This window comes from Clostridium cuniculi, from assembly GCF_004353185.1.
In the GTDB taxonomy this organism is placed as follows: domain Bacteria; phylum Bacillota; class Clostridia; order Clostridiales; family Clostridiaceae; genus Clostridium; species Clostridium cuniculi.
The window spans coordinates 1-13,270 of record NZ_SMUS01000004.1 but is presented as its reverse complement, the minus strand read 5'-3'; the positions used below and the strand labels follow the sequence as shown (position 1 = coordinate 13,270).

The 13,270-nt window shown below is 23.1% G+C and carries 13 protein-coding genes and 1 pseudogene; all 14 read left to right on the top strand.

The features are described 5' to 3' along the window. Positions 1 to 11 precede the first annotated feature (11 nt). Positions 12 to 539 carry a hypothetical protein gene (locus EJJ37_RS02360; RefSeq protein ID WP_133013997.1) on the top strand — a complete coding sequence of 176 codons (528 nt, stop codon included), beginning with the start codon at positions 12 to 14 and terminating at the stop codon, positions 537 to 539. Positions 540 to 545: 6 nt separating this feature from the next. Continuing rightward, positions 546 to 1,253, top strand: a complete 708-nt coding sequence (locus EJJ37_RS02355; RefSeq protein ID WP_133013996.1) for a YveK family protein — start codon at positions 546 to 548, stop codon at positions 1,251 to 1,253. Then, positions 1,254 to 1,970 carry a CpsD/CapB family tyrosine-protein kinase gene (locus EJJ37_RS02350; protein ID WP_133013995.1) on the top strand — a complete coding sequence of 239 codons (717 nt, stop codon included), beginning with the start codon at positions 1,254 to 1,256 and terminating at the stop codon, positions 1,968 to 1,970. It abuts the gene before it with no gap. A 71-nt stretch (positions 1,971 to 2,041) separates the two neighbouring features. Further along, the gene (locus EJJ37_RS02345; protein WP_133013994.1) at positions 2,042 to 2,485 is read left to right on the top strand and encodes an acyltransferase; all 444 of its coding nucleotides are present in this window, start codon (positions 2,042 to 2,044) and stop codon (positions 2,483 to 2,485) included. Next, positions 2,467 to 3,567: a glycosyltransferase family 4 protein gene (locus EJJ37_RS02340; protein ID WP_133013993.1), complete on the top strand. Its 1,101-nt coding sequence runs from the start codon at positions 2,467 to 2,469 to the stop codon at positions 3,565 to 3,567. The genes EJJ37_RS02345 and EJJ37_RS02340 overlap by 19 nt, the downstream gene beginning before the upstream one ends. Beyond that, positions 3,567 to 4,727 (top strand): O-antigen ligase family protein, encoded by a 1,161-nt coding sequence (locus tag EJJ37_RS02335; RefSeq protein WP_133013992.1) that lies wholly within the window; start codon positions 3,567 to 3,569, stop codon positions 4,725 to 4,727. The genes EJJ37_RS02340 and EJJ37_RS02335 overlap by 1 nt, the downstream gene beginning before the upstream one ends. Before the next feature lie 6 nt (positions 4,728 to 4,733). After that, entirely contained in the window at positions 4,734 to 6,167 is a 1,434-nt protein-coding gene (locus EJJ37_RS02330) for a lipopolysaccharide biosynthesis protein (RefSeq protein WP_133013991.1), read from the top strand. Between the two features lie 7 nt (positions 6,168 to 6,174). Further along, the gene (locus EJJ37_RS02325) at positions 6,175 to 7,392 is read left to right on the top strand and encodes a hypothetical protein (protein WP_133013990.1); all 1,218 of its coding nucleotides are present in this window, start codon (positions 6,175 to 6,177) and stop codon (positions 7,390 to 7,392) included. Then, the gene (locus EJJ37_RS02320) at positions 7,380 to 8,609 is read left to right on the top strand and encodes a hypothetical protein (protein ID WP_133013989.1); all 1,230 of its coding nucleotides are present in this window, start codon (positions 7,380 to 7,382) and stop codon (positions 8,607 to 8,609) included. The genes EJJ37_RS02325 and EJJ37_RS02320 overlap by 13 nt, the downstream gene beginning before the upstream one ends. A 21-nt stretch (positions 8,610 to 8,630) precedes the next feature. Then, positions 8,631 to 9,359: an EAL domain-containing protein gene (locus EJJ37_RS02315; protein ID WP_133013988.1), complete on the top strand. Its 729-nt coding sequence runs from the start codon at positions 8,631 to 8,633 to the stop codon at positions 9,357 to 9,359. 395 nt (positions 9,360 to 9,754) lie between these two features. Then, a complete protein-coding gene (locus EJJ37_RS02310) occupies positions 9,755 to 10,483 on the top strand; it encodes a LytR/AlgR family response regulator transcription factor (protein WP_133013987.1) in 729 nt (242 codons plus the stop codon). Positions 10,484 to 10,680: 197 nt separating this feature from the next. Further along, positions 10,681 to 12,042, top strand: a complete 1,362-nt coding sequence (locus EJJ37_RS02305) for a GHKL domain-containing protein (protein ID WP_133013986.1) — start codon at positions 10,681 to 10,683, stop codon at positions 12,040 to 12,042. Positions 12,043 to 12,132: 90 nt separating this feature from the next. Beyond that, on the top strand, positions 12,133 to 13,059 hold the full coding sequence (locus tag EJJ37_RS02300; RefSeq protein ID WP_133013985.1) for an LCP family protein: 927 nt from the start codon (positions 12,133 to 12,135) through the stop codon (positions 13,057 to 13,059). A 33-nt stretch (positions 13,060 to 13,092) separates the two neighbouring features. Next, positions 13,093 to 13,270 (top strand): annotated as a pseudogene (locus EJJ37_RS02295) (phosphoglucosamine mutase); the annotation flags it as partial.

Below are 13,270 nucleotides of genomic sequence, written 5' to 3'. Positions count from 1 at the left end.
AGGCATAATTTATGGAGGTGAAAAAAAGTAAGATGCTTATAGTTATGATAGGATTTATAGCTATAATTATTATAGGCACTGTTTTATTGAAAAAAAATGTTATAGAAAAAGCCAATATAAAGGAAGTAGTAAGTTCAGTGGTAGATAATGATAAAGCAGATAATAGTAAAGTAGATAATGATAAAGCAGATAATAGTAAAGTAGATAATGATAAAGCAGATAATAGTAAAGTAGATAATGATAAAGCAGATATAAAAGAGGTAATAGAAAGAAAGATTGAGAAATATGTAAAAGAAAATGGAAAAGAATATTCGAATGAGGTTATATCTGGAGAAAATAGTTTTTTTGTAGGAGGGATTGGAAAATCTATAAAATCATATAATTTAGAGAAGTTTAATCCAGAAGATTTTGATATATATGGGTTAATTGAATCAGTTCCAGAAAGTTGTGATAAGTTTGGGTCAGAAGTGATTATAGATGATGAAGATATTACTGTAAATTTATATACAGAAAAAGATAAATTTTATGAGGATGAATAATATGATATGGAAAAAGAAGTAGTAGTTGATAAATTTATTGATAAGATAGAAATAATTTATTGTATAAGAAAAAGATGGAAAATGATATTGATCCTGATTTGTATTGTAATGTCTTGTGTATTTGGAGTTAATAAATTTGCTAGTAGAGAACTAATGTACCAATCTAAAACTACGATATTTATAGGGAAAGAAGAGGCTAAAAGTGAAGGGAAATCATATCAAAATTCAGATGTTTTACTTTACCAAAGTCTAGTTAAATCCTATGAATATATATATAAGACACCAGATATGATAAATTCTGCTGTTAAAGATAAAGTAGATGTTAGTGTAGAAACAATACAAAAAAACTTAAAAGTATCTGCATTAGAAGATACTCAAATATTACAAATAACATATAATGATACAAATCCTAATAATGCTAAAATGGTTTTAGAGCTACTTAATTCTAAATTTATAGATAAAGTTAATTATTTAGTTCCAAATTCTAATGTGGATGTAATTGAAGCACCACAAAAGCCTTTGGTAGCAATAAACAGTGAAGAGAGAATACCATCTATAATTGCAGTTTTATTTGCAGTTGTTATATCTACAGGAGTTGCGTTAGTAGTAGAACGATGGAATGATTATATATTAACAGAAGAAGAATTAGAATCATTGGTAGCCAAACCAATTTTAAGTGTTGTTCCAAAAATTGATATAGAAAAGGGAGAATAAATGAAAAATATTTTTAAAAAGAAGGACAAGGTAAATAGAGACTATGAATCATTTAATGAATCTTATAGATTATTGAGAACTAATATACAATATTCTTTTACTGGAGATAAAGATAGTAAAGTTATTCTTGTAACTAGTGCAGAGCAAGGAGATGGAAAGAGTACAACAAGTTTTAACTTAGCGAATAAATTAAGTGATTTAGAAAAAAAAGTAATGTTAATCGATATTGATATAAGAAAGCCATCTCAACATAAAAAATTTAACATCTCTAATATATCTGGGCTAACAGATATATTAGTTGGTGAGTGTGAAATAGAAAAAGTAAAGCATATAATTAGTGAAAATTTATCTGTGATTACTACGGGGAAGAAGGTACCTACAGCATCTGAACTAATTTCATCTAGAGAGTTTAAATATATGATAAATAAATTAAGAGAAGACTATGAGTATATAATAATAGATTCAGCTCCAATTAATATAGTATCAGATGCAATAGGAATATTAGAAGATATAGATGGAGTTCTTTTAGTAGCCAGATATAGAAAAACAAAAAAGAGAAGTGTTTATAGTGTATGTAAAAAAATAAACCAAGCAAATGGAAAAATTATAGGTGTAGTTTTTAATGGTGTTGAGTTAAATTCGAATTCTTATTACTATTACTATTATCAGAATAATTATTATCAAGGTCATAAAGGAAAAAGAAGTAGAGGACATTGATGAGATTTTTATTATTTATAAATTAAGATTAAGTTGTAGAAATAATAAAATGTTGAGTAGGAGATATATTTATGAATATAAAAAGGATACTTAGCAAGGTATATCTTAGAATAAAATTAAATAAATTAAAAAGACAAGGTGTTAAATTAGGTAAAAACATTAGTATAACTGGTAAATTAAGAGTTGGTAGTGAGGGATATTTAGTAGAAATTGGTGATGATGTTACTATTGCAGGAGCAGATATTTTAACTCATGATGGTGGTATTAGAGTAATAAGAAAATTAGAGGGGAAGCCTAACTTAAAAAAACAAGGTACAGTATCCATAATGAATAATTCATTTATAGGAAAAAATTCTATAATTCTACCAAATATTAGTATAGGCCCTAACTCTATAGTAGGATGTGGTAGTGTAGTAACTAAAAATGTTCCTCCTAATACAGTATATGCTGGGAATCCAGCAAAATATATATGTTCTATTGAAGAGTATAAAGAAAAGTGTTTAATTCTAAATTAGAAAAAAAAAGTGTATCTATTTTAGTATCTAATTATTTTTCTACCTGTGGAGGAGCAGAAAAACAACTTAATATGATTGCGGATAAATTAAGTAAATTAGGTTATGAAGTTACTATAATTACCAGAAATAAGAAAAGTAAAAAAGATGAGTTAACCATTTTGAAAAATATAAAAATATTTTCAGTATATATTGGAGAGGGGAAATTAAGCAAATATAAATATATTTTTAAGTCTCTTAGATATTTATTAAAATCTCCATATCAAAAGGCCATAATCTCATCTCAATATGGATCAAATACTATTATAGCAGTATTATACTCTCTTATTTATAAAACTAATGTCATAGCTAGAGGATCTGGTCGAGAAATTGAAATTATTGAAAAAAGTGTAATAAAACGTATGTTTTTTAAAATTTTATCAAAAAAAATTAATTATGTAGTAGCGATCAATCATAGGTTAGAGAATAAATTAAAAAGCGTATTGGGAATAAAAAGTATAGATAAAATTAAGTATATTACTAATTCAGTTACTTTAGGTAATCAAGTAGATATACACAAAAATGAAAATATAATATGTATTAGTAGAATAGAAAATATAAAGGGTATAGATATTTTATTAGAAGTATGGAGGCAGCTGGAGGAGAAAGGTTATAACATACCATTACTAATTGTAGGAAATGGTAGTGAAAGGGAGCAGTTAAAAAATAAATATAGTTTCCTAAAAAATGTTGAATGGAAAGATGAAACATCAAATGTTGAACAATATATAAATACAGCTAGGTGTATGATATCAACATCAAGATATGAAGGAGTATCAAATAGTATATTGGAGTCTATGTCTAAAGGGGTACCTATTATAGCAACTGAAAACTATGGAAATATAGAGTTAATTGAAAACAATATAACTGGAATACTAACTTCTTTCAAAATAGAAGATATAATTGAGTCAATAGTAAGTTTATATAATGATGCAGATAAGTTATCATATTTATCAAATAATTCTATGAAGTATATAAAGAAAGAAAGAAGTGTAGAAGATATGATAAACAAGTATTTAAATATTATTGAGAAGGTAGAAAAGTAATGAATATAATAGGATTATTAACAAGATTACCATTATACTACATATTATTTAGAGGATTATATGGAAGATATATCATAAATAGATTTGTATTTATGATAATAGTGGCTATGGCTATATTTCCACTTCATATATCTTTATATAAAAGGCTAAAATTATATAGGTTAAGCAAAGAGACAATAATGATATTATTTGGAATAATTTCATTTTGGATATCATTCTTAACTATAGGAAATAGACATATAACTACTAACTTATCTGTATTTAATTTTACATTAGAGGTTCCAATAATAATAGGCGGAGTATTAATTGTTGTTATTATGTATAATTTATGTAATCAAAGTTTATACGACGAAATTTGGTGGGTATTTTTTATTCTATGGCTGATAGTTGTAATTTCTATTGGTAAAGAATTTTTTCTAGAATTAGCTAAGAATCCAAGTACTTTACCTAGAATAAAAGGAACTTATGGTAATGCAAACCAGACCGCATTATTTTTAAATTTATACTTAATATCGATAATGTCATATATACAAAAAGATAGTATATATATAAAGATATTGCCCGTAATAAATTATTTAACTGGAGTATGTATTTTGCTTACATTATCTAGATCGGGGATGATAAGTTTTGCATTAATAAATATACTTTTTTTTGATAAAAGTATATTAAAAAAGAGAAAAGAGTTATTAAAAGGAGTTTTGATATTAAGTATTGCAATAATATCAGTAATATTATTGTCAGAAAAATCAGGTTTATATTTACATAGATGGTCATTAAGTGATGGAGCTGGATCTAATGGTAGATTAGAGGCAGTAGTAAGCGGAATTAGAATATTTTTAAAGAATCCACTATTTGGAGTTGGTTTAGACAGAGCTGTATATTATTCTGTAATGTATGGTGCGCCGATTCCACTTAAACCTCATAATACTATAGTACTAATTTTAGCGGAAACAGGAATTTTTCCGGCATTTATACTAGTTAGCTTAATTATGTATATTGTGTGGATAACATATAAGTATAAGTTTATTAATACTTTTAGATTAACATTGTTATTATTAGTAATGAGTATGTTTAACCATAACTTGCACTTGTATACATCAACATGGGTTAGTTTAATTTTAATAATAATTTATGACTTTAGAAATTTAAGGGAAGGGTAAATATATATGATAAAAAAGTTTTTAGAGTATAGTATAGGTAATATTTTTGTACTAATAGTTAGTTTAATTACAACACCGATAATAACAAATATACTTTCTCCAAATGAATATGGGAAGGTATCATTGTTTATTACATTTTGTAATGTAGCATCATTAATAGTATTAGCGGGTATGGATCAAGTTTACATGAGATTTTATTATGAAAAAAGTGAAAATAAGTATAATCTTTTAAAGCATATACTAAATTATATTTTTAAATCTTTTTGTATATTCTTAATAATTATATTCTTATTTAGAAATCAAATATCTAAATTTATCTTAGGTTATGAATCAATATCTGTTTTGTTGATGATAACTTTTAATATAATAACATTAGTTTTTATGAGGATAGGATTTTGTTCAATTAGAATGCAACAAAAGGGTAAATTATATTCATATAGTCAAATTGTTGGTAAAGTTATATATATATTAGCAATATTTATATTCTATTTTATATATAAGGATGATTATAAAACTTTAGTATTTACAATGATATCTACCAATATATGTATTACATTATTTTTAATGTATGTAGATAGATATAATATAAAAAAGTCTATTTTATATAAATGTGATTATGATTATAAATTTAAAGATAAGATAAAATTTGGGCTACCATTTGTATTTTCAGCTGCTTTTATATGGATATTTAAATCGAGTGATACTATTATTATAAAAGCATACAATGGTCATGAAGAGGTAGGAATATACTCGATAGCATTCTCTTTAATTGGAGTGGTTAATATTATTCAATCTACCTTTATGAATTTTTGGACACCTATAGCAAATGAGGCATTTGAGAAAAATCCTGAAAATACAGATTTTTTTGTGCGAATTAATGATATGGTGATATATTTAATGTTTATAGTATGTAGTAGTATAGTTATATTAAAAGATTGTATACATTTAATTTTAGGACAAGAATATTATCAAGCTGTATATTTACTTCCATTTTTAATTTTTATACCTTTAATGTCTGTTATTTCTGAGACTACAGTTCAAGGTATAAATTTTAAGAAAAGTAGTAAGTATCATACATATATAAGTATTATATGTGCATTAATTAATATTATTTTAAATATAGTATTAGTCAAGATATTTAGTTTACAAGGAGCAGCAATAGCGACAGCTATATCATACTTCATATATTTTTATTTAAGAACTAAAATATCAATAAATTTATACCCTGTAAAGTTTAGGTTAAATAAATTCTATATTTCTACTATTATTTTCTTAATTTTTACAATTTATAATTCATATAGACCTATTGACTTCGGAGGTATAGGACTATACATTTTATTTATATCACTAATTACTAAATTTTACAATAGGGAATTTGAATATATATTAAGAAAGATTAGAAATTTTAGAAAGGATGATACTAGATTTATTTCTAGGTAAATTAATTATGAGGATAATTTTTATAATAATCAGTTTAGTATTATTTTATTATTATTTTGTGTACAGAAATAAATTAGATATATTTACATTAGCTTTTTTATGTTGTGAATTTTACTTTATGCCAGGATGGTTTGGATTTACTACTAGAGTATATGATGATAGAACTAGGGAGTTTGTTAAATGCAGTGATACATTATATTATGTATTTTTAATTACTATTATGTTTTTATTTATTTTTACTTTAATTAGTGATAAAAAAATAATATTACCACAAATAAAATCTATTAAAAATACTGATATAACTTTAATAACAAATATATGTTCATTTATACTTATAGTTATTTTAATTTTATTTATTAGTGTAAATGGAGAAGATGTATTTGGAAAATCTAAATTAGAATATATAGAAAATATAGGGGTAATTTATCAGATTTTAAGATACTTAATACCAATAGTATTTTTATTTGCTGTAATAAATAAAAATACTATTGCATATTTAACATCCTCCGTAGGTATAATCATAGACTTGTATATGTCAAATAGAACAGTTTCATTAATATGCATAGTGATTTTTGTTTTATTTTATATTTACAATAATGATAAGAAGCATATATATAAATATAAAAAATATTTAATTATTATATTACTTATATGTACTTCATTCTTAGTCTTTGAGAGAATCATAGAGCCTATACAAAAAAAAGACTGGTCAGAACTAAATAGACGAATTGTTAATGTAGATACATATGTAGATTCAATAATTGTATCTGAGCCATTCGTAACACAAACTATTTTAGAAGAAGTTATTCAAAAAAATTATAAAGTCAAAGAAAATACAATAACTAGTTATTTTGATAAAGATAGAAGTACGTTTAATGATAATTTTCAACCTGATTTATTTCCTAAAATAACTAGATATAAAATGGCAGAAAATATATGGGCTGAAGTATATGCAAACTATGGCTTCTTAGGAATTTTAATAATGTCATTTATATACTCTTTAAATATATTTATATTAAACATACTTATATTAAAATTAAAAAATAGTATATATACGCCATATATATATATATTATCCACAAATTGGATATTTTTTCTACATAGGGGATCTGTTGTAAACCAGATAACAAGACAAAAAAATATTTTATTAGTATTTGGAGCATGCTTATTAGCAGCATATGTATTTAATATAGCTAGAAAAAGGGTAAGTTTATGGAAAAAGTAGTGATTTATATTATAGTTATATATTCTATGTACTTATTTATTAAAAAGAGATTATATTTTGATTTTTTATCTTTAATGTTTTTTGCAACGTTATTCTATTTTTTACCGTTTTTGTGTGGATTTGTAACAATAAAGGAAAAAGGTGTAGTTAAATATATTAGTATTAATAGCGAAACATATAATATAGCTATTATATTATTTTTATGTATTTTAATAGTAACTTATTTATATGATAAATACATAAGAGTGAAAATTAAACAAAAGGTATATTATAGCCCAATGGATAAAGGATTTGATAAATTTTGTATATATCTATTTTGTATTATAAGTATTTTATTTTATATGATTCAGGGACGTTTCATGATTGGAAAAATAAGAGATTTATCAAATATGATTGGAATATATAAAATTTGGAGCAATATGATTTTAATTCTAGGTGGAGTTAGTATTGTTTCAAATAATAAATTGGGAGTGTTTCTCTCTATATTAGGAGCAATTTTTGATTTATATTTAGGGGATAGAACTATATTTGTAATTTTAGTAATAGTTCTGACTACATATATATTAATAAAAAAATGTAATAGAGGGATTATCTATTATAAAAAAATAATAGTGATAATATTATTAATAATAGCTCCACTAGTATTCTATAAAAAGTTAATTGGACCTATTCAGAGAGGTGATATTGATGAATTTATTGCTAGGATTACAAACATAGAAACCTATACGGATAGTATTGTATCAATAGAACCTTTTACAACTCAATGCATATTAAATGAAGTAATATCTAAAAATTATAAAATTAAAGAAAACACACTAGTTTCTATAAAAAATTTAATACCATTAATAGAAAAAACTAAATATAGTACATTTAATGAACAAATGCAAAAGGAGTTGTTTGAAGATATTGAATATGGAATGGGATCAAATGTATGGGCCGAAGTATATAGCAACTTGTCTATAATAGCACTATATATAATGATTTTGATATATTTATTTATAGGAGTTATGGGAAATATTTTATTTGAAAAAATAGATATATATAAACTAAAAGTTATTATATTAATAAGTTTTTCATTTTTTATATTTTATATACATAGAAATTCAATTGTATATCAAATTAATTTAAATTTAAGAGTTATATATTTATATATAGGAATATTATTCATATATAGAATATTAAAGAAAATAAGTAAAATAAATATTATAAACTTTTAAACATTTATTGAGGTGAATAAAATGGATAAAGTGAAAAGTTTAGAGAAATACTTAGTATATCAACCAAAAGTTGATTTTAATACCTTAGAGATCATAGGTATGGAAGCTTTAGTTAGATTTGTAGATATAAATTCAGGAGAAATACTAAATACAGAGGAGGTTGTTAATTCTATAGGGAATATTGATGATATTATAGAGTTAACTAGTGATGTGCTAAATATAATACTTTTAGATATGAAAATATTAGAAAGTATGGATTGTAATATAGATATATCCATCAATATATCTTCAAAGGAATTGTGTAGTCACAAATTTATTAGACTTATAGATGAAAAATTTAAAAGTTATGAAAGTTATATTAATAAAATAGAGATTGAAATAACTGAAAATTACAAAATAGAAGAAGTTTCAATTATGAGGCAAAATATTTCTTATCTAAAAGATAAGGGGTTTAGTATTTCTATAGATGACTTAGGAGCTGGATTTAATCAAATAGACATGATAAAAAAATACGATGTTGATTTAGTTAAGATTGATAAGAGTATGGTTAAAAATTTTCATAAAAAACAAGATTATTTGAAATATATTATATATATTTGTAGAAAGAGGAATATAAAATTATTGATTGAAGGAATTGAATCAAAAGAAGATTTTGATAAATTTTTAGATTTAGGGATAGAGTTTGGACAAGGATATTATTTCTATAAGCCAATGCAACTTTGTGAATTAATAAAAATAGAAGGATTTTAAATGAATATAAAATTACTAGAAAACAATAGCATATAGTATTATGTAAACGTAGTAAATAATTACTAACAAGTCATTTATTATATTAAAAGTGATGTTCGGGTGTGTAAAAGTCGATTAAAGATGAAAATTGATATAATTTAAAAGAAAATGTTGATAAATATATATTTGAATTATATTAAATATTAATGATAATCATATTGTATTTATAGAAAAATAAATTTGAATAAATAATTTAAGTTATATATTTAAAAAGTGCGTATAGTAATATATTGCTTTTGAGAAAATTTATAAAAAATATAGGAATAATAGAATCATATTATTTTGTAGAAATACTAAGTGGATCCATAGAAATAATTGATATAAAATAATAAAATTTATATTTAGGAGATGTGAAAATGCTAAATATTTGTCTATGTGATGATGATATAAATGTTTTAAATTATTACTCAAATAGAATTAGTGAATTATCCGAAAAAAATAATTATGCTTATAAAATAGAGATTTTTAGGAGTGGGAAAGATTTGATTTTCGAATTAGAACAAAATCCTAATAAATTTAACATAATAATTATTGATATAATAATGAAAAATATTAATGGAATTGATACTGCGGAAATAATTAGAAAGTCTGGATATAATGGAGTAATAATATTTTTGACGTCTAGCAAAGAATTTGCATTAGATTCATTTAAAGTTGAACCTTTAAATTACATATTAAAAAATGAGGCTGATTATAGGTTTGATAATATATTTTTAAAGGCTGCTTTTCAAGTTTACAAAATTTCTAATAAAAATATAGTTGTTTTATCTAAACCTCATAGTAAAGTTATAAACTTAGATACGATTATTTATATGGAGAGTTTAAATAAAAAAGTTTTATTGCATAAGATATCTGGAGAAGTAGAAAAAGTAAATTGTATTTTTAAGGAAATATATCAAAAGGTTAAGGAATATGGTTTTATTAGATGCCATAAGTCATATGTAGTTAATTCAAAATATGTACAAACATTTGATAGATTTGAATGCAGGTTAAAAAAAAATATTGTTATACCTATTGGAAGAAAATATTTAGAGAATTTTAGAAGCGAGCTTATAGAAAATGAGTTTGATAATATAATAAAATAAATTTTAAGTTAAGTTGAGTATTAATTAATTTGAAATTAGTTGAAGAAAATGATATTTTGAACTTTAGTAATAGCTGAATATTTATTAATAAACTATAGAATTATTTTTTTGTGATTAGTGAACATGATACTTATTAATTTAATTAAAGTTGTTTTATCAAAATTATTGCTTTTAAAGTATTTAGAGGTGGTTTTATTATGAAGACAGCTATTTTAGAAATAATGGTATTTTTTTCTATTTATTTATATAATGCTACTATAATAAAAAACTATGAAGGTGTAGTAAACTTTAGATTTAATAGAAAAAAAGTAAATTTATTTTTTTCTATAATAATACCTGTTATTTTTATTTGTATGATGAAGAATCGTATTAGTTTTTTTTACATATATATAGTAATTATTTTAGCATATATTATTATTTATAAAATAGTTTTTGATGAGACATTTGGTACTATATATATACTGCTTATATATCAAGTTTTATATAGTATGATATATATTGACATTATATCATTAGGTATTACATTATTATACAGAAAAAATATCTATCATATTATTAAAAATTATGATGCAATTCTATTTTTATTATCATCATCAAAAGTTATGTCATCAATTATATTGATAAAATTAGCAAATCAAAGTTCTTATAAAAATAATTTTAAAAAAATATTGATAAATCGAAAAAAGATAGGTGCTAATGTGGTAATAGTATTTAGTTTAGCTAATATTTTACTATATTTTAACTATGTATACTATTACATTAGTCGTATAAATAATGTAATATTCATTGTTTTGATTAATAAGATAGTTATATATATTTGTTTATATTTTAGTATTTATATCGTATTTAGAATAATAAATTGGAAAGAAGAAGAAGTATTATATAAAACTAAATTATTAAATGTAGAATATAATAATCAGATAAATAATAAGATTGATGAATATTTAAATTTATTAAGAATATATAACCATGACTTTAAAAATATATTAATAAATATTCAAGATGCTATTGAAATAAAAGATATAGATAGAGCAAAAAAAATAATATTTGAATTTAACGATATATCACATTATGTTATAAAAGATAATAAGTTGTTCTCAAATCATACACTTATAAATATTATACTTAATCGATTAAATGAAGAGTGTAAATTTAATGAAATTAATTTTGAAGCGGATTGTTATATACCGAATGACTTTAATATATCAGAATTAGAATTATTAAATATATTTAACAATTTATCAAGCAATGCATTTGAAGCCTGTGTTAAACAAAATAGGTCAGAAAAAAAATGGATAAAGTTTAAAAGTTATGTTAAAGAAAATAAACTTATTATATATCAGGTTAACTCATTTAATGGTTTAATAAATATAAAAAACGATAGGCTAATTACTACTAAAAAAAATAAAAAGCTTCATGGTATAGGTGTTGAAAGTATAAAGCATATAGTTAATAGTGCAAACGGGTTATCTATTATAAAACTTGATAGAGATTTAAGAGAATTTAAATTTCTAATAAAAATACCTTTACAGATAAAATCAGAGTATGAAATGTTATAAAAATATATAATTTTAATAAAAGGTATATAATTTTAATAAAAGGTGAATATTTAGATAGAAATTTATAAGATGAGAGAGGATGTAATAATTATGAAAGGAAAAGGGAAGAGAACACTTAAGATTTTAGGTTTGATTATTAGTATTTGTTTGGCTTTGGTTGGAGGAGTTTATTTTTATGGAAATCACTTATTTAATAAGATAGAAAGTGTTGAAATAGATAAAAATGATATTGGAATAAAAGAAGAAATTGAAGATAAATTATCAAATTATAGTGATAAAATTATAAATATTGCTTTGTTTGGGGTAGATGCTGAAGATGGTGAGGCAGGTAGATCGGATTCAATTATGATTGCAACTATAGATACTATTCATAAGAAGTTAAAGTTGACGTCAATTATGAGAGATTCTTATGTAAATATATCTGGAAGAGGAAACGATAAAATTAACCATGCTTATGCTTTTGGAGGTCCCCAATTAGCTATTAAAACTTTAAATGAAAATTTTGATTTAAATATTTCAGATTTTGTATCAGTTAATTTTACAACATTACCTAGAATAATTGATATATTAGGAGGAGTTACCATTGATATAACTAATGAAGAGGTAAGTCATATACCAGGGATTTCGTATGAAGGAGAGTATAATTTAAATGGAAAGCAAGCGCTTGCATACTCGAGAATTAGATATGCAAGTGGTGGAGATTATGTAAGGACAAATAGACAAAGGACTATATTGAATAAAGTATTTGAAAAAATATTAACTATGGATATAAGTAATTATACAAATATAGTTAATGAGATTTTACCAATGTTAAAAACTAGTTTAAAATATTCAGATATTATAGATTTAGGGTCAGAAGTGCTTAAAATAGGAGTAAAAGAGTTAGAACAAGGAAGATTTCCTAGAGATGAATATTGCGAGGGTAAAATGATAGAAGGTATATACTATTTAACATTTGATAAGGAGAAAACTGTAAAACAGTTATATGAGTATATATTTGAAGATATAGAAAGTTAATAATAATTAAAAGTAACAAGGAGATTTAATAGTATGACAAGAATGTTCGGAACAGATGGCGTTAGAGGAATCGCTAATACAGAATTAACTGCAGATTTAGCTTATGCTTTAGGTAGAGCTGGTGCTTTTGTATTAACAGAAGGAACACATAAACCTAAAATATTAGTTGCTAAAGATACAAGAATATCAGGAGATATGTTAGAAGCAGCTT

What these genes read in the sequence shown, in the direction of transcription:
- EJJ37_RS02360 (WP_133013997.1), top strand. Translation starts at nt 12, where the DNA reads ATGGAGGTGAAAAAAAGTAAGATGCTTATAGTTATGATAGGATTTATA.
- EJJ37_RS02345 (WP_133013994.1), top strand. Translation starts at nt 2,042, where the DNA reads ATGAATATAAAAAGGATACTTAGCAAGGTATATCTTAGAATAAAATTA.
- EJJ37_RS02320 (WP_133013989.1), top strand. Translation starts at nt 7,380, where the DNA reads ATGGAAAAAGTAGTGATTTATATTATAGTTATATATTCTATGTACTTA.
- EJJ37_RS02335 (WP_133013992.1), top strand. Translation starts at nt 3,567, where the DNA reads ATGAATATAATAGGATTATTAACAAGATTACCATTATACTACATATTA.
- EJJ37_RS02355 (WP_133013996.1), top strand. Translation starts at nt 546, where the DNA reads ATGGAAAAAGAAGTAGTAGTTGATAAATTTATTGATAAGATAGAAATA.
- EJJ37_RS02300 (WP_133013985.1), top strand. Translation starts at nt 12,133, where the DNA reads ATGAAAGGAAAAGGGAAGAGAACACTTAAGATTTTAGGTTTGATTATT.
- EJJ37_RS02325 (WP_133013990.1), top strand. Translation starts at nt 6,175, where the DNA reads ATGAGGATAATTTTTATAATAATCAGTTTAGTATTATTTTATTATTAT.
- EJJ37_RS02350 (WP_133013995.1), top strand. Translation starts at nt 1,254, where the DNA reads ATGAAAAATATTTTTAAAAAGAAGGACAAGGTAAATAGAGACTATGAA.
- EJJ37_RS02330 (WP_133013991.1), top strand. Translation starts at nt 4,734, where the DNA reads ATGATAAAAAAGTTTTTAGAGTATAGTATAGGTAATATTTTTGTACTA.
- EJJ37_RS02310 (WP_133013987.1), top strand. Translation starts at nt 9,755, where the DNA reads ATGCTAAATATTTGTCTATGTGATGATGATATAAATGTTTTAAATTAT.
- EJJ37_RS02305 (WP_133013986.1), top strand. Translation starts at nt 10,681, where the DNA reads ATGAAGACAGCTATTTTAGAAATAATGGTATTTTTTTCTATTTATTTA.
- EJJ37_RS02315 (WP_133013988.1), top strand. Translation starts at nt 8,631, where the DNA reads ATGGATAAAGTGAAAAGTTTAGAGAAATACTTAGTATATCAACCAAAA.